The 19626-nt window shown below is 72.0% G+C and carries 15 protein-coding genes; 9 read left to right on the forward strand and 6 right to left on the reverse strand.

The genetic code is table 11. The features are described 5' to 3' along the window. The 7 genes from ABD999_RS29030 to ABD999_RS29060 all read left to right on the forward strand — a co-directional run bounded on the left by ABD999_RS29030 (window position 1) and on the right by ABD999_RS29060 (window position 10563). Window positions 1-1314, forward strand: coding sequence for a baseplate J/gp47 family protein (locus ABD999_RS29030; RefSeq protein ID WP_271277259.1), 1314 nt, complete (start codon window positions 1-3; stop codon window positions 1312-1314). Continuing rightward, a complete protein-coding gene (locus ABD999_RS29035) occupies window positions 1311-5297 on the forward strand; it encodes a LamG-like jellyroll fold domain-containing protein (RefSeq protein WP_271277260.1) in 3987 nt (1328 codons plus the stop codon). The genes ABD999_RS29030 and ABD999_RS29035 overlap by 4 nt, the downstream gene beginning before the upstream one ends. 31 nt (window positions 5298-5328) lie before the next feature. Next, window positions 5329-5934: a hypothetical protein gene (locus tag ABD999_RS29040; RefSeq protein WP_271277261.1), complete on the forward strand. Its 606-nt coding sequence runs from the start codon at window positions 5329-5331 to the stop codon at window positions 5932-5934. 30 nt (window positions 5935-5964) lie between these two features. Then, entirely contained in the window at window positions 5965-7008 is a 1044-nt protein-coding gene (locus tag ABD999_RS29045) for a hypothetical protein (protein WP_271277262.1), read from the forward strand. A gap of 55 nt (window positions 7009-7063) precedes the next feature. Beyond that, window positions 7064-9700 carry a tetratricopeptide repeat protein gene (locus ABD999_RS29050; protein ID WP_271277263.1) on the forward strand — a complete coding sequence of 879 codons (2637 nt, stop codon included), beginning with the start codon at window positions 7064-7066 and terminating at the stop codon, window positions 9698-9700. 132 nt (window positions 9701-9832) lie between these two features. After that, window positions 9833-10174 (forward strand): DUF3147 family protein, encoded by a 342-nt coding sequence (locus ABD999_RS29055; protein WP_271277264.1) that lies wholly within the window; start codon window positions 9833-9835, stop codon window positions 10172-10174. After that, a complete protein-coding gene (locus tag ABD999_RS29060; protein ID WP_271277265.1) occupies window positions 10171-10563 on the forward strand; it encodes a DUF3147 family protein in 393 nt (130 codons plus the stop codon). Before ABD999_RS29055 ends, ABD999_RS29060 begins: the two co-directional genes overlap by 4 nt. 130 nt (window positions 10564-10693) lie before the next feature. Here ABD999_RS29060 and ABD999_RS29065 read toward each other — a convergent pair whose 3' ends face one another. Further along, window positions 10694-11152, reverse strand: coding sequence for a hypothetical protein (locus ABD999_RS29065; protein ID WP_271277266.1), 459 nt, complete (start codon window positions 11150-11152; stop codon window positions 10694-10696). A gap of 473 nt (window positions 11153-11625) precedes the next feature. Beyond that, complete coding sequence (locus ABD999_RS29070) at window positions 11626-11952, reverse strand: hypothetical protein (RefSeq protein ID WP_271277267.1); 327 nt, start codon at window positions 11950-11952, stop codon at window positions 11626-11628. Between the two features lie 23 nt (window positions 11953-11975). On the opposite strand from ABD999_RS29070, the gene ABD999_RS29075 reads away from it, so the two are divergent. Then, on the forward strand, window positions 11976-12848 hold the full coding sequence (locus ABD999_RS29075) for a hypothetical protein (protein WP_271277268.1): 873 nt from the start codon (window positions 11976-11978) through the stop codon (window positions 12846-12848). Window positions 12849-12951: 103 nt separating this feature from the next. Here ABD999_RS29075 and ABD999_RS29080 read toward each other — a convergent pair whose 3' ends face one another. From ABD999_RS29080 to ABD999_RS29090, 3 genes are read right to left on the reverse strand one after another with little or no spacing between them, the layout of a single operon-like run. Then, window positions 12952-14169, reverse strand: a complete 1218-nt coding sequence (locus ABD999_RS29080) for an aminopeptidase (protein ID WP_271277269.1) — start codon at window positions 14167-14169, stop codon at window positions 12952-12954. Continuing rightward, window positions 14150-15298 carry an MFS transporter gene (locus ABD999_RS29085; RefSeq protein WP_271277270.1) on the reverse strand — a complete coding sequence of 383 codons (1149 nt, stop codon included), beginning with the start codon at window positions 15296-15298 and terminating at the stop codon, window positions 14150-14152. The genes ABD999_RS29080 and ABD999_RS29085 overlap by 20 nt, the downstream gene beginning before the upstream one ends. After that, window positions 15295-15819: an ArsR/SmtB family transcription factor gene (locus tag ABD999_RS29090; protein WP_148034960.1), complete on the reverse strand. Its 525-nt coding sequence runs from the start codon at window positions 15817-15819 to the stop codon at window positions 15295-15297. Before ABD999_RS29090 ends, ABD999_RS29085 begins: the two co-directional genes overlap by 4 nt. 105 nt (window positions 15820-15924) lie before the next feature. On the opposite strand from ABD999_RS29090, the gene ABD999_RS29095 reads away from it, so the two are divergent. Beyond that, complete coding sequence (locus ABD999_RS29095) at window positions 15925-17919, forward strand: hypothetical protein (RefSeq protein ID WP_271277271.1); 1995 nt, start codon at window positions 15925-15927, stop codon at window positions 17917-17919. A gap of 25 nt (window positions 17920-17944) precedes the next feature. Here the strand turns inward: ABD999_RS29095 and ABD999_RS29100 are convergent, their stop codons facing one another. Further along, window positions 17945-19474 (reverse strand): FAD-dependent oxidoreductase, encoded by a 1530-nt coding sequence (locus ABD999_RS29100; protein WP_271277272.1) that lies wholly within the window; start codon window positions 19472-19474, stop codon window positions 17945-17947. Window positions 19475-19626: the final 152 nt, after the last annotated feature.

Raw genomic sequence — 19626 nt, forward strand, 5'->3', positions numbered from 1 at the left:
ATGGCCGCGTTCGGGGTGACCTCGCAAGGGTTCGTCCGCAAGGAGTTCGCCACCCTGCTCGCCGAGGCGGTGGCGCGGGCGCGGTCCGCCTTCGGCGACGACGTCGACCTGTCACCCACCAGCCCGCTCCTGAAGATCCTCCAGGTGACCGCCGCCGAGGACGCCCGGCTGTGGCGGCGTCTGGAGGACCTCTACTACTCCAGGTTCCTGTCCTCCGCGATCGGCGACGACCTGGACCGGCTCGGCGAGGAAGTCGGGTTCGACCGGCCGCACCTGACGGCCGCCGGCGAGGTGACCATCACCGTCGAGAACCCGCAGCCCGGGCGCGTCTACGTGCTTCCGGAAGGGACCGTCCTCGTCGCCCCGGGCCCGGTGGCCGCCTTCCACACCACCGCGACCGTACGGCTCAGCGCCGGCGCGGACACCGCGACCGTCGCCGCGCGGGCCTTCGCCGCCGGGCCGGGCGGCGACGTCGCCGCCGGCGCCGTGACGGAGGTCGACCCGGACTTCCAGCGGCACTACCTCGGGGTCGCTCCGCCGACCGGCTTCCGGGTGACCAACCAGCGCCCGTTCACCGGCGGCGCGGACCACGAGGGCGACGAGGCCTACCGGGGCCGGCTGCTCGGCCGCTCGCGGACCATGTGGACGCCGGCGGCGGTGCGCGAGGCGGTGCTCGCCGTCCCCGGAGTGGTCGACGTCCTGCTGTCCGACCCGCTCGGCGGTGTGGACGTGTCGCAGAGCTACTTCGGCGCGTTCCCCTTCGACCAGCGTCTCTTCAGCGACGAGCGCCGGCTCGGCGAGCCGTACTTCTTCAGCGTCGTCGTCGCCCACGAGTTCGCCCGCCCCTGGCGGACCGAGCCGCCGGGCACGGTGACCGGCCTGTTCGAACAGGTCACCGCAGCCATCGACAGGGTGCGGCCGGTCGGCATCCACCCCCAGGTCGTCGAGGCCGACCACATCGAGGTCGGGCTGCGGGCCCGGCTCGTCACCCAGCCGGGCTACGACAGCCAGGCCCTCGTGGGGGCGCTGACCGAGCGGCTCGCCGCGGACGTCGGCGGCCTGGCGCTGGGCGGTGACGTCCTGTTCAGCCAGGTCATGCGCGCCCTCGTCGAGCAGCCGGGCGTCAGCGATGTGCAGGACCTGCGGTTGCGGCGCTGCCCTCCTGCGTTCGGCCGGATCACGCTGGGGCAGGTCGCGTTCGCCGCGGACGTCGTGGAGGCCGGTCCGGGCGAGAGCCTCACCATGGGCCCCACGGAGATCGCCGTCTTCACCGTCGACTCCACGCTGCTCGATCTGGAGGTCACTCCGCGATGACGGCCTCCCTCCGGCGGATGACCGCCGGCCTCACGGTTCCCTTCAGCCGCGGCGCCGACACCGTGGACCTCGCCCTGGTGCCGTCCGCCGGACCGGGCGAGGCGGACATCGTCCTGTACGACTTCGCCGAGCACAGAGCACGGTTCGGCGTCGAGCCCGAGCCGAGATTCGTCCTGACGGCGGTGACGGACGTGCCCGGCGCGGCCACGCTCATCATCGGCTACGAGGTGCCCCAGCCCACCGGCGGCGTGCGGACCGGCACCGCCACCGTGTCCGTGCCGGCCGGAACGGTGGCCGGCACCTCGTTCGGCGTGGTGCTGCGCCCCGGCGACGAGGGGCAGGCCGTGCTGCGCTCCCTGCGCGCCCAGCCGCCGCCCTCCGCCGGTCACGTGGCGGAGCAGTGGCGTGTCACCGCGCTGCTCGGCAACCTCGCGACGTTGTTGTGGGTGGCCGGTGCCGAACGCGACGTCCTCGACCGGCACGTGGCCGGTGTCAGGGCCCTGGCCCGGGTGGGCGAACGGGTGACCGGCGCCACACTCGATCGCATCGGATACGACCTCGGCGTTCCGCGGTTCCCGCCGCAACCGTACGGACAGGAGGACGGCACCGTCGCGCTGTACCACCTCGACGACGCGCGCGGTGCCTCGGTACGCGACGCCTGGCCCCTCTATCTGGGCGGGGGCGCCGGGCATCCGGGCGCCGCCACGGCAGGCGTGCAGGCCGAGTCGCCCGGCCGTTTCGGCACCGCGATGCGGTTCGCGGTCCTGGACGCCGAGATCGCCGTCCCGCACGCCGCCGCGCTGTCCACCGGCGCCACCGCGAGCCTCACGGCGGAGTGTTTCGTCAAGCCCGACACCATGACGGGTGACGGCGCGGTGCTGTCCAAGCACGCCGACCCGGCGGACGCCGCACTGCCGGGCTGGGCTCTGAGCGTCGGCGCGTTCGGCCGCGGCATCCCGCGCAACGTGCGCCTGCGCATCGGGGACGGCACGGCGTCACGCGACCTGTTCGCCGACCGCCCGCTCCCCACCGCCCGCTTCACTCATCTCGCCGCCGTGGTGGACCGCGCCGCCGGGCAGGCACGCCTCGTGGTCGACGGTGAGGTCGTGGCCGCCGCTCCGCTCACCGCCACCGGCGGCCTGCCCGCGCTCTCCGGCGCCCTCGCCAACACCGAACCCGTACGCATCGGCAGGAAGGGCGTCAACGCGACGAGCACGTTCGCGGGGACGATCGACGAGGTGCGGCTGTCGTCGGCGGCCCGCGCCGCGTTCCACCCGGTGCTGGGCGAGGCCGACGAGGGGTACCGGCTCCGCCTGCGCATCTTCCGCCGCTGGGTGCTGCCGACGCGGAGCGGGGTGCAGGCGGCGCTCAACGACGTCGTCGGCACGCTCGCCGGGGTGGCGGACCCGTTCGTGGTGACCGACGCGGACGCGACCCTCGTTCAGGCCACCCATGCCCTGACCGTGCTTCCGGTCGCGGTCCCGGCGGGCGGCACGCTGGACGACACCGGACGGCGCGGGCTCGGCGAAGCGGACGTCCTGGAGCCGCCCGCGCGGGACAAGGCGTTCGCGGCGGAACTGCTCGTGGACGGCAGCGACCCACGGGTGGAGTTCGCCCAGCCTCCGGCGGCGGGCGATCCACGGCTCATGCGGACCGGCACCCGAGTGGCCCTGCGCACTTTGCTCGGCGCGCTGGCGGCGAGCGGCGTCGCCGGCCGGTTGCGGGTCCTGGCCGGCTTCGATCCCGCGGCCGAGGACCTGCGGGCCGTCGGCCGCGCCCTGGTGCTGGCCCATCCTGCACTGCCGCCGGATCGGCTGGCCGCGCAGGCCGCGCGGGCCGGCTTCGCCTTCGTCGCGCACCGGCCGGGCGCCGGACTCGCGAGCGGGGACGTGTACGCGGCCGTGCGCTCGACGGCGTCCGTGGAGATCGTGGCCGGTCCCGGCGGTGACGCCACTCCGGAGAACGGCTTCGACCTGCTGATCCACCAGGCCATCGGGCTGCGGCTGGAACCGGCGCCACCCCTGGGGGCCTCCGTCCGGTGGTCGGTGATGCCGTGCGGGGAGGGACGGGCGCGCATCACAGGACAGAGCGACCTCCGGGACGTCGTGCTGAGCGCCGAGCGGCCCGGACACCTGCTCGCCCAGGTACAGGTCCGCCACCGCGGCGGGGCCTTCTCGGCGTCCCGCCTGCTGCGGATCGGCCTGGCCGAGCTGGCGGCGGGCGACTCGGTCGCGGCGTCCGGCCGGCTCGGCCCGAGTCCTCCCGGCCCGCTGCGCGACGACGAACGCGTCCATCCCGTCTACCTGGTGGACGCGCCGGTCGCGTTCGGCCGCCCTCCGGGAAGCCAGCCGCGGACCCGCCGCGTGCATCCGGCGCTGGCCGCCCGGCTGGCGGCGCTGGCCACGCTTCTGCCCTCCGGGCACCCTGAGCTGCGGTCCGCCTGGGATCCCGCCGACGACGGACCGGCGGGCGCCGGCCGCGCGGTGACCCTGAGACGAGGGACGTCCACGGCGTCGCTCGCCAGGCTGGGAGCTCTGGCGCACGCGGCAGGGTTCGGCTACGTCGCCAACGACGGGTCGGAACTCACGCTGGCGCAGGAGGCCGGCCCGGCCGCTCCGATCGAGGGCCCGGTGACGGTCGACGCGGGCGCGTCCGTCACCTTGCGGGTCGCCCGGGCGGAGCCGTGCGCGCTCGCGGCCGCGGCCGGTCAGGTGTGGACGGTGAACGGCGGCACGGGCAGCGTGTCGGCGGTCGATCCGGAGACTGGCACGGTGAGGGCCTGCGTCAAAGCCGGGCTGGGCCCGCGGGCGATCGCCGCGGCGCCGGACGGTGCCCGGCTCCTGGTCGCGGACGCCGGGGACACCACGCTCACCGTCGTCAGCACCGCGGACCACCGGGTGGCCGGGCAGATCGTCCTCCCCGCCGCGCCCACCGACGTGACGTACCATCCGGGCGGCGCCCGCGCCTATGCCGCCCTGCGATCTGGGGACGTCGCCGAGGTGGACCCCGTCACCCGGACCGTGACCCGGGTCCTCAGCCTCGGCTCACCCGTGGTGGCGGTGCGTTGCGAGCCCGGCGGCGCCCGGCTGTGGGCCGCGACGCAGGATGGCCGGTTGCGGGCGGTGTCCCTCCCCACGTTCACGGCCGCGCAGATCGTGACCCTGCCGGGGGCGCCGCACGGCCTCGCGGTGGGGGCGGCACGCGCCTACGTCACGGTGCCCGGGGCGTCGTCCCTGCTGGTCGTCGATCTCGCCGCCGCCTCCGTGCAGGCGACCTTCACGGACGTGGGCGCCGAGCCGGCGGCTCTCGCGCTCGCCCCGTCCGCCGACGTCCTCTACGTCGTCGATCTCGCCGGCGGACGCGTGCACCTGCGCCGACCGGACGGGACGGCGCACGCGCCGCCCGGCCTTCCCGCGTCCGTGCCCCTGCCCGGCGCCACCGCCGTGACGGCGGACGCCGGCCGCTGCTACGTCGCCTCGACCGGGGACGTGCCCGATACGGTCGCCGTGCTCGACGCCGCGGACGGCACGCTGCTCACCTGCTGGCCGCTCGGCACCGGGCTCGGCGAACGCCTCGTGTGGTCGGTGCGCTTGACGGGCGGAGCGGACGCGCGGCTGTCCAGCACGACCCGGCCGTGGGCCTCGGTGCTCGCCCAGGGGGCGGGAACCGTACAGGTACGGGCCGTCCAGCAGTGGAACGACGCGACGCCCGCGTACACGATGCGCGTGGAACTGGCCGAGAGCTTGCGTGAGGTGGAGCGCGAGGGCGGCCGCGTCGTCATCCGCAAGGACCAGTACGACCTGGTGATGAACGTGCTCAGCCATCTGTGCCCGATAGGGGTCGAGGTCGACACGCATGTCATCCGGGCACACGTGCTGGAGCTCCAGGCCGCGCTGATCGACGCCTTCCCGCCGTACACCTATCCGGACTTCCGCGCTCACGGCCCGAGGCCACCCGGCTGGACGTTCGGGCTGGACCCATGACCGGCGGCATTCCCCAAGGAGGACAACCACGATGGCCGTGACCTACACGCCCGAGTTCCGGCACAAGGACTGGGTGGACAACGTCGACCGGGTCCGGGCGGCGGGCGACAACGGGTTCAACGTCCGCTTCCACGCGCTGGAGGCCGAGTTCGCCCGGATCGCCGACATCATGGACAAGGTCAGCGACGCGCTCGACGCGTTGTCCCAGACGCCCGTCCCCAAACCGGTGAAGCTCACCCTGACGCCGACGCTGATCACGCTGACCGACCCGTGGAACCACGTCTTCGGAGGCGCCGACAAACCGTCGGGCGCCACCGACGCCAGCGGCATGATGTCCGTCACGCTGCCGCACGGGGCGACGATCCGTGAGCTGCGCGCCTGCGGGCGCAAGGACTCCGGGAACCTGTCGGTCAACCTGCGCCGGCAGAGCCTGGCCGCCGGGTCCACCACCGAGCTGCTCGTGGGCCTGACGTTGAGCAACGGCAACTTCGACTCCTCGGCCGTCGCCCCCGCGGGAGCGGCGTCGAAGGTGGACAACGATCAGTTCCGCTACTACCTCACCGCGGAGCTCGACGGCGCGGGCTCGACCGCGGTCGTCTCGCTGACCTGCTTCCAGATCACCTGTGTCCCGTCGTAACCGTCATCGACAGAAGGAGAGGCGTTCACCATGACCAGAGTGCCCGGAGACCTCTACATCAAGTACGACAGCGGCGACGACGGCAGCGACGTGATCCCCCAAGGAGCGGCGTTCTGGGCCTCACCTTCGATCTGGCTCACCGATACGGGCGGCAACAGCCTCCCTCACGCGATCACAGGCGTGGACAACTGGGTCCACGTCCAGGTGGACAGCATGAGCACCGACCCGCGCTCCAGCGTCAAGGTGCAGACGTGGGTGTGCGACTACACCCCCGGCTACATCGGGCCGGACTCGGCCCGGCCGAGTTCGGGCGGCGCGAACGGACGGACGGCCACCGTTGCGACGGCCGTGACGAAGAGCGCGCCCGGCACGGTCCACGTGACCTGGCGTCCGACCACCGCGGACCTCATCAACGGACCCAACGCCGACACCGGGCACCTGTGCGTCGGGGCGAACGTCTATGTCGAGACCCTGCCGACGCCCGAGGGAGCCAGGCTCAGCGGCGGCAAGCTCGACGTGATCAACAATCGGCACCACGGATGGAAGAACATCACCGTCATCCGCAACGCCGGCCGCCGCACGCCGTTCGCGTTCCGGCTGGCCAACCCGGGAGCGGAACCGGACGACTTCGTCGTACGGGCGTGGGAGCTCGACCGCGAGACGGCGATGGGCCGGGTGGAGCAGGAGCACCTGCTCATGACAGCCTTCGTCGACCTGGTCGACGGCGAGCCCGAACCCCCTCCGGTGCCCGCGGCATGCCAGCAGGAGCCGCGCGAGCGCACCTGGCTGGCCCAGGGCGGGCGGCTGGTGCTGCGCGGCCTGCCGGAAGCGACACCCCTGCGCCCGGCGGAACACCCGGCCCATGTCGAGCTCCGCACCGTGAACGGCCGGGACCAGTCGGTGGGCCTGACCATCAGGCCCGGAGAGCTCGTACCGGTGGTCTTCGTGATGGGCTGCGAGGGCGAGCCCGGCGAGGTGCACGCGTTCGACATCGTGCAGCAGACGCGGGACGACCTCGTCCTCGGCGGGGCACGGCTCATCGTCGTCGACGTGCCGGAGTGGCACTGCTGCTGACGCCTGTCGCCGGCAACCTGTGACTTCAAGGGAGCGGGCCCTGATGATGAGTCACATGGACGGGAACCGTGGGAGGCGCTGGGCGGCGTCGCCGGTGGCGCTGGTCGCGATCCCGGTGGCGATCGGGCTCGTGGGGAACCTGGCGACCAGCACCGTGGAGATAGAGGCGTGGTGGTGGGTCCCGCTCACCTGGACGGTGACCGCTCTTCTCGTCGGAGCGGCCGTGGTGAGCCAGATCGCGCAGTCCCGCCCCGCCGGACACGGCGCCCCCACGGCCACGTCCGCGTCGACTGTCGAGGAGAGCGACCCGATCGCCCTGGGGGTGCATCCGGCGATCGCGCTGGATCCGGCGGCAGGGAGGCCGGAGCTGTCCCGGAGGCTCCCCACGTACGTGCAGCGCGATCACGACCGGCTGCTCCGGCGTCTCCTGGACAACCCGGAGCATCCCACCCTCGTGATGCTGGTCGGCACTTCTTCGACCGGAAAGACACGCAGCGCGTACGAGGCCGCCCTGAACTGCCTGCCCGGCTGGACGATCCTCCATCCCCTGCACGCCACCGACCTGCTCACCACTCTGGAAGGAGGAGTCGAGCCGCGCACCGTGCTGTGGCTGAACGAGAGCCAGATCTACTTCGACGGCGACCAGGGTGAGGCCGTCGCGACAGAAACACGTCGTCTCCTCACCATGACCTCGGACGTCGTCGTCATCGGCTCGATGTGGCCCGAATACTGGTTCGCCTACACCAGGACGCCGCGGCCTGGCGTGCCCGATCCTCACCACCAGGTGCGGGCGCTGCTGGACAACGCGACGAAGATCTCCGTCCCGGACGCGTTCACCCCGACCGAACTGCGGAACGCTCACCAGGTAGCCGAGCGCGATTCCCGGTTGGCCACCGCCCTGACGGCGATGGACAACGGATACGGGGTCACCCAGACCCTGGCCGGAGGGCCCGATCTCATGAGCCGATGGGAGGACGCTCCGGACCCGTACAAGCGGGCGGTGGTCAACGCCGCGATCGACGCACGCCGGCTGGGACACCTCAGCCCGCTGTCCGCCGAACTGCTCCACAAGCTCAGCGCCGCGTCGCTGAACGGGCCGCAACGGGCCGCCGCTCCGCCAGGATGGTTCGAGGACTCCTTGGGGTACGCGTGCGAGCCCCTCAGAGGCGGCATCTCCCTCCTGACAGCGACATCACGGGCGGAGAACCGCGTCGAAGGCTACGTGCTCGCGGACTTCATCCACCAGCAGGGTCGCGCGGCGCGCCGCTGCTCGCCGGTCTCCGACGAGATGTGGCGAGCACTGGCCGTTCACAGCGGCGATGCGGACGACCTCGAGCGTTTGGGGGCGTCCGCGTCGAGCCGTGGACGCTACCTCCAGGCACTCGCATCGTGGCGGGCGTCCTTCGCCAGGGGCAGGCTGTCCACATGGTCGCCGCTGTGGCGACTGCTGGGACAGATGGGCAGGTCACGCGAGGCTGAGGACGTCCTCCGGCAGGCCGCCGATGCCGGGGACGTCCATGCGCAGCGCCTGCTGCTCGCCTTGCTGCGGCGGGCACGCCGCGGCGGGGAAATAGAGCAGGCGCTCCGTGGGATGGCCGCCAACGGCGACCCGCAGGCCGAACGCGAACTCGCGATCCTCCTGCACCACGGTGAACGCCGGCGAGAAGCCGAGCAACTGCTCCGGACGGCGTTCCAGAGAGGGGACCGGTCGGCTGCCAGGTTGCTGCTCATCCTCCTCCGGCGCGCCGGCCGGACGAACGAGGCGGAAGAGCTCAGACGGCTCCTCGACGACCAGGTGATGGCGACGCCCTCCCGTCGCCGGGCCCAGCTGTCGGGATGGCAACTGCTCGAACGCGACATGCGGGCGGCCACGGCGTTCCCCGAGGCGGTGAGCGCACTGTTGCGCCTGCTGCGCCAGAAGGATCCCAGGTTCGACGCCGAGCGACTGCGACGGCGGATGATGGCCGGCAGATTCGACGCGGGCAACGAACTGACCGGTCTCTTCAGCGACGAGCCGATGAGGGGCAAGGCCGTTCGAGCCCTGGACGACGTACGAGCCGCTCCGGAGAAGGATCCGGGACTTGGTCTGCTGCTGGCGAAGCTGCTGCTCAAGGGCGACCGCCAGGCCGAAGCCGAGCAGCTCCTGCGCCGCTTGGTCGATCTCGACTACCAAGCGCTCGCGGCTCTCGCCGACCTGCTGACGAACTCGGGCAGACAGGAGGAGTGTGTCGAGGTCCTCCAGGCCGGGGTCGGATCACATGGCGCCAGAGCCCGCTACCTGCTGGCGCAGGCGCTGCGCGACCTCGGCAGGCACGAGGAGTCCGACCGGCTGCTGCGGTCGGCGGCGGCGGAAGGAGTCGACGCGGCGATCCAGGAGCTCGTGCGGCGGCTGCTCAAGGACGGCCACGTGGCGGAAGCCGTGGACATCGTGAGAGCAGCCTCGCGGGCAGGCCGAGCCGACTCGGTGCGGCAGGCCGCCGTGCTGCTCTTCAACGCGGGGTGGACGGAGGTGGCATTGAGCCTGTTGCGCGAGGCCGTCGTGTGCTGCGGGAACGCCGAAGCCCTGCCGCTCATCGTGCTCCTGCTGACCCGAACGCAACGCGCCGAGGAGGCCGCGGCGGTCTCGCGCCGCGGTTTGACGTCCGACGGTGCGACCGTGCAGCTTCGCCCTTCCGGGCTTCGGAACCCATGACCCTTGTCCGCGCCCGCCGTCGTTCCTGGATGGATACGCGGCGGACCGTCCGGCCTTCGAGGGTGCCGGGGACGCCCGGTGGTATTGATGATTCATGGGGGATGAGACTGCGGGTCGACGGACCGGCGTTCGATGAGCCAGCTGTGGTGGATCGCGGGGCGTGGACTGCTCGGAGGCCTGCTCGTGATGGTCTTCGCGGTGGTCGGCGAGATGATGACGCCCAAGCGTTTCGCCGGCGTCTTCGCCGCCGCTCCGGCCGTGGCGATAGCGGGGATGACGGTGACGGTGCTGCACCAGGGGCATGGCCCGCTCGCGGAGTCCGCGCTCGGCATGATCGCCGGATCGGTGGCGCTGGTGGCGTACTGTGTGGCAGCCGTGCCGCTCGTGGGTCGCCTGGGCGCCTTCGCGGGTTCGCTGGCGGCGCTCGCCGTGTGGGGGGCCGTCGCGGGCGCGGGCTGGGCGCTGCTGACATGAGAGCCTGGAGCGGGATCCGGCTGCGGCCGTCGAAGCTGCGGGAGACGCCGGTGCGCGGGCTGGTGGTGCGCTTCGTCTTCGGCGCGTTCGTCTCGGTGGTCGCCGGGGTGGTCGGGCACGTCTGGGGGCCGGTGGCAGGGGGCGTGTTCCTGGCCTTTCCCGCCATCCTGGGCGCCACGCTGACCCTCATCGAGGAGGAGGAGCACCGGCGCGATCCGGCCGAGCAGGACGCGCGGGGCGCGGTGCTGGGCGCGACGGGCATGATCGCCTTCGCCGCGTGCGTATGGGCGCTGGCCCTCCGGCTGCCCGCTCCACTGGTGCTGGGGATCGCGACGGTGGCATGGGCGGTCGTCGCCGGCACCCTGTACCAGGCCTTCGGCGCCCGCTGATTGGGTCTGGCGCGGCCTTTCTTCCTTCGGCTCCCCCGAGGTCGCCCTGGCCCCGGGCGGCACCGAGACCGACCAGCCCTCGACCGAAGCGTCGGCCTCCTGACCCTGGGTTCCAGGCTCCCGGCACGTCTCAGCGAGTGATGCGAAGGGCCCACTCGACCGCGTCGGTGGCCTGGATCCGTACCGTCAGGGTCTTTCTCTCGCCGAGGTCGAGGCGGTTCATGATGGGGCTGACCACGTCGTCGAGGCAGGTGAAGGGCATGTTGATGCCCGGCTCCAGAACGATCTCCACCTTGCCCTGCCCGCGGCAATTGAACAGCACCCACAGATCGTCCTTGCCGGGTGGGATGTCCCCGACGACCATGGATCCCTTCCTCGGCCCCGCCTTGAGGACGGTCTTCGTGCCGGCGTCCATGCCCGGCAGGCGGAGAGGTGATGGCGTGGCGACCGCGGTCCCGGCCGGGGCGGCCGACGAGGTGGCGCCTCGCGGCTCCGACACCGGATCGGCTGGAGGTGATGCCGCGCAGGCCGCCGCCGAAAGTGCGAGGGTGCTGGAGATCAGGAGAGGCGCCACCTGTCGGATCGTCATGTTCGGATCACCTTTGCTTGATGTACCAGTCAACGCGCCACGGGGTCCACGCGGTCACGCCTCTCTTCTTTCGGGACAAACGTGGTCTTCTTCCGCCAGAATTCGCGGATTATGGGCTTATGCTTACCGCCCGTCCATAACAAAAGCCCACAGTGTTGCCGGAATTAATAAGAAGCATCCGGTTTCCTGGGTGAATGTGATGTGGTGTCATCGAAGGTCCCTGGGACGCTGTGGCCGAACCGCAGCAGGCCGTCGCGGTGGACCATCGCCACGGCCGTGTCGAGCATCCGCGTCCGGTCTCCTGGTCGCTGAGCCGGGCGCGGCGCCGGCTGGGGCCGGTGGGCCTCGGCGGGCACGCTTCTCGGCGAGCACGCGGGCGTCGTAGGCGGTGCGGGCGGCGGCGATCTCGTTCTGGTGCGTCTCGGTCCAGGTGCCGCGCGTACGGGTGAGCATGCGCCGGCTGACCCCGTCGATCATGCGGCGCAGCTCGGTGAAGCGCAGGCTGCGCCGGTCGAGTGCTCGGCTACGGCGGCTTCATGCTGCTGGGCGGCCGGGCGGCCGACCTGCGGCGGCTTCGATCTGGCCGGCGCCCTCAGCATCACCGGCGCGATGCTGCTGCTGGTGTACGGCGTGGTCCGGCTTGAGCATCCCGGCGACGGCCTCGCGGGCACGATCGGCGTGAGGTGCGCGGCTGGAGCAGCCTGCAGACCGGTCTGGCCATGCTGGTGATCGGCATCGACACGATCCTCGACCACGTTCTCGTACTGGAGCCCCCGGCAGAACACGGTGAGCCTGGACACCGTGGCCGTGACAGCATGGACGAATGGCGGTGGAGTGGTCGCGAGGGGAGATCGTCGAAGCGCTGAGAACGTGCGCGCTCCGGAGAGGCGGGACGGAGGACGGGTACTCCGGGCTCGACGTCATCGCGGAGCCGGACACCATGCTCGTGACGTTCCGCTGGCGGCTCGATCCGAACGTCTACGCCGTCGAGGTCGCGTTCCCGACGGATCCGGCCAGTCCGTGGACCGGCCTGGCGGTGACCTCGGCGTACGAGTGGGCCGCGGACGTCATGGCCGGGCTCTCGGAGAACCTCGCGACCGGGCTGGTCGGCTGGGGCGGCCGGACGATCCGCGATGGCCACGTCGTGCTGGACTCGCGCCATCCTGTGGACGTCGTTCCCGCCGGGTACTACGTCGCGTCGGTTCCCCTCGTCGGCGTGCCCCGCTCGTCGGGGCCCAAGCGGAAGGGGACCTTCTTCACGTGGGGGTCGCCGGAGGCGCTGGTGCCGCTGCCTCCGTCCGAGCTGGGCTCCTGGCTGGCCGAGGAGGGGATGGACGTGAGCCTTCCCCGGCAGCTGGTCGTCGAGGACAGGCTGGCCTGCTGGGTGCAGGCCTACGTCGACAACGCCCGCGGAGAACCCCACGTCGGACACGCCGTCGTGTCCTGGGAGGACGCGCGGCACACCGTCGCACGGCTGGAGCTGGTGCACCTCCAGCCCGGCGTCCCGTCGGACGTGGGGGCGGCGCTGGCGCACGGGGCGGTCCGCGTGGTGACCGAGGCCGGTGCTCTGCGCGTGGTCACCGCGATCGACGGTCCCGAGCTTCGAGGACTGGGGTTCCAGCCGGCGAACGGGGGCGGGCTCACGTTCTCCACCAACGTCACCCCACCCCCGCCGCACGACGCGGCTGAGCTCTGACCCAGGCCGGATCCTCGTTACCGGACCTCTCACGACCCGGCGGCGGCGGCCCGTCACGCCGGCTCGACGTTCTCGGCTGCGGCCCCGGGGGGTTCGATGCCGGTCAGACCTGCCATTCGTCGTCGCGGAGGAGCTCGACCGCGCCGCCGTCGTGGCGGACTCCGGTGACGGTGACGTCGGGGCCGCCCACCATGAAGTCGACGTGCACGCGGGAACGGTTGACCCCGGCCGCGTCCAGGTCGGCGGCCTCCCGCGCGCGCAGGTGCGCGGGCACGCCGGGAGGCAGCCCGGCGCCCCAGGCCAGATGGCAGGTGGCGTTCTCGTCCAGCAGCGTTTCGAGGTACGTGATCCCCGATCGTCCGACTGGTGAGGAGCCGTCGACGAGTGCCAGCTCACCGAGCCGGGCGGCCCCGGCATCGGTCGCCTGGTGGGTGCGGACGACGTCCGCGCCGCTGCTCGCTCGTACCTCGGTCACCACACCTGCGGTGAAGGTCAGTTCGAGGTCGCGGATGACGGTTCCGTTGAGGATCAGCGGACGCGTCGAGCGAACCGTGCCGTCCACCCGGCGGTAGTCGGGAGTGGTGAACACCTCCTCCGTGGGGAGGTTGCACTGGAAGACGTGCCCCTTGACCGATTCGAGCCGCGCCGCGGTCCAGTGGGCGTCGGGCAGCAGGCCGATGGTCAGGTCGGTCCCCGGCCCTTCGAACCGTACGGCGTCGAGGCGCAGGTCCTCCAGCACCTCCGCGCGGCGGAGCAGCTCGGCGATCCGCCGCTCCCAGGCGGCCCGGGGATCGGGCTGGTCGAGCCGGAGGATGGGGCGCAGGTGCTGCCACAACCGGGCCTCGTCCGGCTCCCCGAAGATCGCCTGAGCCCACTCCGCCGTCGGACCGGGGACTATGGCCCAGCGGACCAGGTTGCCGAGCTGGAGCCGCTGCCTCGACGTGAGGTAGGGCATCCGATCCAGACCCGCCCGGATCGGATCCTGCCCGACCAGGAGGTCCGGGGTCGCGGTGCCCCGGATGTTGACCAGGACGCCGCAGTGGCGGGCGAGCTCCTCATTGCGCGCGTCCAGCCAGGAAGGAACCTCGCCCAACGTCGCTTCGTCCGCGTGCTGGACCCGTGACCGCCTGGCGTACGGGTCGAAGTACCAGATGTCGACATAGCGAGCGCCTCGGGCGTACGCGGCCTCCGCCAGGGCGCGGGCGAGCGGGGCATGCTCGATCTCGGCGTTGATCAGGACCCGGTCGTCGCGGTCGACCGGCACGGCGATGTCGAAGACGACGTCGGCGTACCCGGCCAGCTCAGCGGGGGGAATGGTCATGGATGTCTCCTTGGGGTGAGGCCTCACGAGGCTTGCGGCCGAGGGGGAGGAACAGCAGGGGCGCCAGTGCCGCCACCGCGGCCGCGGCGGCGAACCCGTACGTCAGCCCGAGGGACTGCGCGATGGCGCCGAGCGCGAGCGCGGCCGTCAGGAACCCGAGGTCGAAGAACGCCGTCGTGGTGGCCAGCGCCGAGCCGCGCTGCTCGGCGGGCAGGCCGGTCACCGCCATGGTCAGGAACGCCGGAAGGCCCAGCGCCTGCCCGGTACCGAGCACCGCCGCCGCGAGCAGCGCTCCCGTGACGGACGGCCAGACGATGAGCATGGCCAGCCCTGCCGCGGTGAGGATGAGCGAGGCCGCCGCCATCGTGCGCGGGGCGATCCGGGTCACCAGGCGATGACCGGCCAGCCGCACCGTGAGCAGCACGCAGCCGTAGACGAGGAAATGGATGCCGCTGTCGTCGCCGCCCAGCGCCGCGACGTGCAACGGCAGGAAGGCGCTGAAGGCCGTGTATCCCCACACCGACGCCCAGTAGGCGAATCCGGGAGCAAGGCCCGCCCGGTGGACGAGCGGCCCGGCCTTCCTCGTGCGGGACGGCTCGCCGCCCGCGGGCCCGGCCAGGAACAGGCACCCGGCGAAGGCCGCGACGGCCACCGTTCCCGACAACGCCCACACGGCCCACAGACCGGCGGCGACGCGTACGGCCTCGGCCAGGGGCGGCCCCGCGAGCAGACCGGCGTTGACCGCGACGGAGAAGTGGTTGATCGCCGCGCCGCGCCGTTCGTGGTCGCTGGCCGCGGCGGCCAGACCCACGTACGTCAGAGCCTCGCCGACCCCCGCGACGGCGCGGCAGACCAGGAACAGCGGCAGCGAGTCGGCCAGGAGCACGGCCGACGAACCGGCGGCCAGCAGCAGGGCGCCGGCGCACGCGGTCGCCCTGCGACCCCGGCGGTCGGCCAGCCTGCCCGCGACCGGCCGGGCGAGCAGGCCGAACACGGAGGTCATCGCCAGACAGACGCCGACCAGGACCGGGCCCTGGTCCAGCGGGCCGGTGACGTACCTCGGGATGACGGGTATGAGCAGCCCCAGCGACAGGAAGCACGCTCCTGTGCACAGCAGCAGGCGGGTCATCGCGCGTCGTCGAGTTCCAGCAGAAGGGCGGTCATGCTCACCTTGATCCTGTCGCTGGACCGGGGCGGCCCCGCCTTGCCATGGACCAGAGCGACCGCCTGGTCGACCAGCCCCACGACCTCCTCCCACACGGACCGGTCCAGCCACACCTCGGCGTCCATCGACGTGCGCGTGACCTGAGCCTGGGTGAGGCGTCGTGACAGGTCGACGCTGAGCGCCTCGTGGAGGAGTTGCCGCCCCTGCGTCCGATCCAGGCGGGCTCCGCTGGAGGGGTCGTAACGGTAGCGCCTCCGGGGTCTGCCTTTGCCTCCTCGCGGCGGCTGCTCGTCGACGTGCTCCAGGAAACCCGCCTCGGCGAGCTGGCGCAGATGGTAGCTGGCCGAGGCGTGGGCGATCCCCAGCTCCTCCGCGACCTCGGTGGCCGACATGGACGTGCCGGTGAGCAGCGAGACGATGCGGATGCGGAGCGGGTTGGCCAGTGCTCGCAGCGGTACCAGATCGTCGTCGTTTTCCCAAGACATGTTGGGATCATAGCTTTCCAACATCTCTTGGGAAAGAGGTTCGTCTGGCCGCCGAGACTTCTGACAGGCGAGACGGCGACCCTGCGGGGATGGGAGGCTTGGACCGTGCGTACCTGGTTCGAGCCCGAAGAGGCCGAGGAGTTCGAGGCGACCAAGGACCTGCTGATCCGGCGGTGCGTCACTTGGGCGAAGGAGCACGGGCATCCAGCCGATGACCTGCTGCTCTCCGCCGCCGTCGACGCCCGGCACGAGAGCCGTGACGGCCGGCTGGCGTACTGGGACCGTACGCGCATCAGGTTCTTCCTGCTGCGGTACGTGCCGTACAAGGTGACGGCTTCGCGGGAGGAGCTCGACCTCGCCCCGGAGGTGCTGCGCACGTATCTGCGCTATCTCGACGTCACGGGCCTTCGCGACCCGCGCGGCGCCACGCTCGCGGAGGCGGAGGAGATCATCGCCGGGGCGCAGGCGGAGTACGCGTCCGCGCTCGACGATCCCACGCTGCGAGGGTTGGCGACGTTCTGGGCGCACACGGCTCTCGACCAGGGATTCGATCTCACCGTCCCGGGGGCGTTCGAGCGGTTCAAGCGCGAACTCGACGCCGGACGCGTCCCGTACGACCAGCAGGTGCTCGACAAGATCATGCAGAACCGCTTGGTGTACGGCGGCATCGACGAGGAACGCGCCTTCCCTCAGCCGCCTGTCTCCCTGCCCCCCGCGTCCGAGCTGGCGGAGGCCGCCGGGCGCAGCCGGACCGTCCAGCGCCTCATCACCCTGGCCGATTGGGTGGGCAAGGACGGCCGCGCCCTCACCGACGCGGGCAACCTCCGCGTCGCCGACGCCCTCGAGGTGTCGGCCCTGCTGGGCACCGGCGAGGACCAGCTGCGCATCCGCAGCGCCACCGACCTGCCGCAACTCAACCTGCTGCTCGCCTGGGCCAGGAAGCTGCGGCTGACCCGCACCAGCAAGGGGCGGCTGCTCCGCGTGGCCAAGGCCGTACCCCTGCTGCGCGACCCGGAGACGCTGTGGGGTCGCGCGTTCGAGGTCCTGCCGGAGCTGGGGCGCGTGGTCACCGTGCCCGTCGCGACGTGGCGGCCCGAGCCCATCCTGGCCGAGATCTTCGACGAGATTCTCCCGGACGTGCTCAACTCCATGTACGGGCTGGACGAGATGCCTGTGGTCCGGCTCGAAGAGACGGTGTGGCTGGCCTGCCAGGAGTACGTCGTTCTCGACGAGGAGGAGCACCGGCTTGATCTCTTGCGCCGCGAGGTCGCCCGGGACCTGGGACGCATGTTCGAGATCCTGTCCGACCTCGGGGCCGTGGAGCTCACCCACGGCCCCGCCGACCCCCTCTACGCGAGCGACCTCGACCACGACGACCAGCCCTTGCCGCCGGACGCGGTCGAACGCCTGCGCGCCGCCCTCTCCGAGTCCGACCTCCCGCTGGTCCGCCTCACCCCGCTCGGCGTGCGCGGCGTCCGCGACCGCCTCCTCGCCGAGGGCCGCGACGCTCCCCTCGTCGGCGAACTGGCCACCGCCCCGCCGGCCGAGCTGCTCGGGGTGCTCGCCCAGCACTATCCACCGGAGGACGCCGTCGCGGAGCTCCAGGGGTGGCTGGCCCGGCCGGGGCAGGACGTCGAGATGTTGGTGCGGGCCGTACGGGATTGCCCGTTCCGTACGCGGGTGGGGGCGATGCTGCGCGTGCTGGCCGGGGCCCTTCCCGAAAGGCGGCTGCTGCAGGACCTACGGCACGACCCGATCCTCGGGCCCGCCGTGTGGACGCAGCTCATCGATGCGGGGAAGATGAGGCCCGGGTCGTTGAGCGAGCGGGAGAACCTGCTGCTGGGGGCGGAGAACTTTCTGTCGGTGCTGGAACTCGCGGGGCCTGAGGGGCTTGTCGAGCAGCTCAGGAGAATGGGGGGCGGGGACGCGGACGAGTTCCTGGAGGCGATCCTGGCGTCGGGGCATCCTGATGTCGTGGGGTTGCGGGAGCTACACGAGCTGGTGGCCGAGCCGCTCCGCAGGACCGCCCGCCACCCCCTCCGCCTCGTCCCCACCCGGCCGCCGGGAGCCCGAGGTCGCCGGAAGAAGCGTAAACGCTGATCTTTCATTGAACTGCGCGGCCAGGTTACGGGTTGTCCGGGTCGACCGGTTCCAGGGGCCGAGTGGCCGGACCGTGCAGGACAGCCCCGTCGGGTCCGAATCGGGAGCCGTGGCAGGGGCATTCCCAGGTCTGTTCGGCCTGGTTGAAGGCGACGACGCAGCCGAGGTGGGTGCAGGTGGCGGAGACCGCGTGGACGACGCCTGCCGCGTCGCGGGAGACCGCGCACCGCCGCCCGCCGATACGGACGATGGCGCCCGATCCCGGAGCGACGTCGTCGACCGAATCGGCGTGGGAGGGGCGCAGCCGATCGCCGATCAGGTGGCGTGCGGCCTTGGCCTGGAGTTTGGCGATGGGGCCGGCTTCGCGCAGCGGGTGAAGCCGCCGGGGATCGTACAGCTCGGCCCACGGCAGATCGTGACCGGTGATGAGAGCGGAGAGGAGTTTGCCGGACATGACGCCGTTGCTCATGCCCCAGCCGCCGAATCCGGTGGCGACGTAGACGTGCTTGGCGCCGGGGTGGAAGTGGCCCACGTAGGGCAGGTGGTCGGTGCTGGTGTTGTCCTGTGCCGCCCACCGGTGGCTGATCTGTGTGCCGGTGAAACGGTCGCGGGTCCAGGCGGCCAGGCGCTGGAATCGTTCGCCGGCGTCACCGGAGCCGGGGTCGGCGGTCTCCCCTGTGACGATGAGCAGGCGCTGCCCGTCCCGATACGGGGTGGTGCGGATCGACCGGGTGTTGTGCTCCGAGGTGATGTACATCCCGCCCGGGTCCTGCTCAGGTGGGATCGGCGCGGCGACCACGAGCTCACGCCGCGGCTCCAGCCGGGAGAACATCAGCGCCCGGTCGAAGATCGGATAGTGCGTGGCCACCACGACATCGCCGGCGGTGACCGTGGTGCCGTTCTCGCACGCCAGCCGGCACGGCCGCCCTTCCTCCAGCCCCATCACCCGGGTACGTTCGAACACCCGGGCGCCGTCGTCGGCCATCCGCCGCACCAGGGCGAGAAGGAACTTACGAGGGTGGAACTGGGCCTGGTCCTCCACCCGGACGGCCGCCGCGACGTCGAACGGGAGGCCCGTCCGTGTCACCAAGGAGGCGGGCAGGCCGGCCTGCTGGGCCGCCTCCACCTCAGCGGTGATCTGCTCGGTCTCCCCGCCGGACTCCACATAGGTGTAGGCGGGCAGGCGTTCCAGGTCGCAGTCGATCCCCAGCTCGGCGGCGGTCGCGAACACGTGCTCGACCGCGTCCTGTTGCGACTGCGCGTACAGCCTGGCGGCCTGCTCCCCGTGCGACTTGCGCAACCGTGCGTAGATGAGCGTGTGCTGTACGGACAGCTTGGCGGTGGTGTAGCCGGTGACGCCCCCGGCGACGCGGTCCGCTTCGAGCACGACGACCGAGCGCCCCGTCCGCGACAACTCCCACGCCGCGCACAACCCGGCGATCCCACCGCCGACGACGGCGACATCGGCGGTGATGTCCTGCTCAAGCGAAGGGAACGAGGTGGTGGGGGTCGACTCGACCCAGTACGACTCGGGCACTCCCGGAAGCGCTGCCATGACGGACGCCCTGCCCTCGCGCCCGCCGGTTAGACGCATCAAGAGCCTTGAAGACGCCGATGGCGGTGACGCGGCGGGCCGCATAGTGTGTGGCGTAGATCGTACTTCGGGGCCGAGTTCCGGACGAGACCAGGGGCGAGCACGGAGATGAC

This window comes from Nonomuraea ferruginea, from assembly GCF_039540635.1.
GTDB lineage: Bacteria > Actinomycetota > Actinomycetes > Streptosporangiales > Streptosporangiaceae > Nonomuraea > Nonomuraea ferruginea.

Excerpts from the sequence above, each read along its gene's own strand:
- ABD999_RS29035 (WP_271277260.1), top strand. The coding sequence starts at position 1,311 with ATGACGGCCTCCCTCCGGCGGATGACCGCCGGCCTCACGGTTCCCTTC.
- ABD999_RS29090 (WP_148034960.1), bottom strand. The coding sequence starts at position 15,819 with ATGTCTTGGGAAAACGACGACGATCTGGTACCGCTGCGAGCACTGGCC.
- ABD999_RS29080 (WP_271277269.1), bottom strand. The coding sequence starts at position 14,169 with ATGACCATTCCCCCCGCTGAGCTGGCCGGGTACGCCGACGTCGTCTTC.
- ABD999_RS29030 (WP_271277259.1), top strand. The coding sequence starts at position 1 with ATGGCCGCGTTCGGGGTGACCTCGCAAGGGTTCGTCCGCAAGGAGTTC.
- ABD999_RS29065 (WP_271277266.1), bottom strand. The coding sequence starts at position 11,152 with ATGACGATCCGACAGGTGGCGCCTCTCCTGATCTCCAGCACCCTCGCA.
- ABD999_RS29075 (WP_271277268.1), top strand. The coding sequence starts at position 11,976 with ATGGCGGTGGAGTGGTCGCGAGGGGAGATCGTCGAAGCGCTGAGAACG.
- ABD999_RS29040 (WP_271277261.1), top strand. The coding sequence starts at position 5,329 with ATGGCCGTGACCTACACGCCCGAGTTCCGGCACAAGGACTGGGTGGAC.
- ABD999_RS29055 (WP_271277264.1), top strand. The coding sequence starts at position 9,833 with ATGAGCCAGCTGTGGTGGATCGCGGGGCGTGGACTGCTCGGAGGCCTG.
- ABD999_RS29050 (WP_271277263.1), top strand. The coding sequence starts at position 7,064 with ATGGACGGGAACCGTGGGAGGCGCTGGGCGGCGTCGCCGGTGGCGCTG.
- ABD999_RS29060 (WP_271277265.1), top strand. The coding sequence starts at position 10,171 with ATGAGAGCCTGGAGCGGGATCCGGCTGCGGCCGTCGAAGCTGCGGGAG.
- ABD999_RS29100 (WP_271277272.1), bottom strand. The coding sequence starts at position 19,474 with ATGGCAGCGCTTCCGGGAGTGCCCGAGTCGTACTGGGTCGAGTCGACC.
- ABD999_RS29045 (WP_271277262.1), top strand. The coding sequence starts at position 5,965 with ATGACCAGAGTGCCCGGAGACCTCTACATCAAGTACGACAGCGGCGAC.
- ABD999_RS29085 (WP_271277270.1), bottom strand. The coding sequence starts at position 15,298 with ATGACCCGCCTGCTGCTGTGCACAGGAGCGTGCTTCCTGTCGCTGGGG.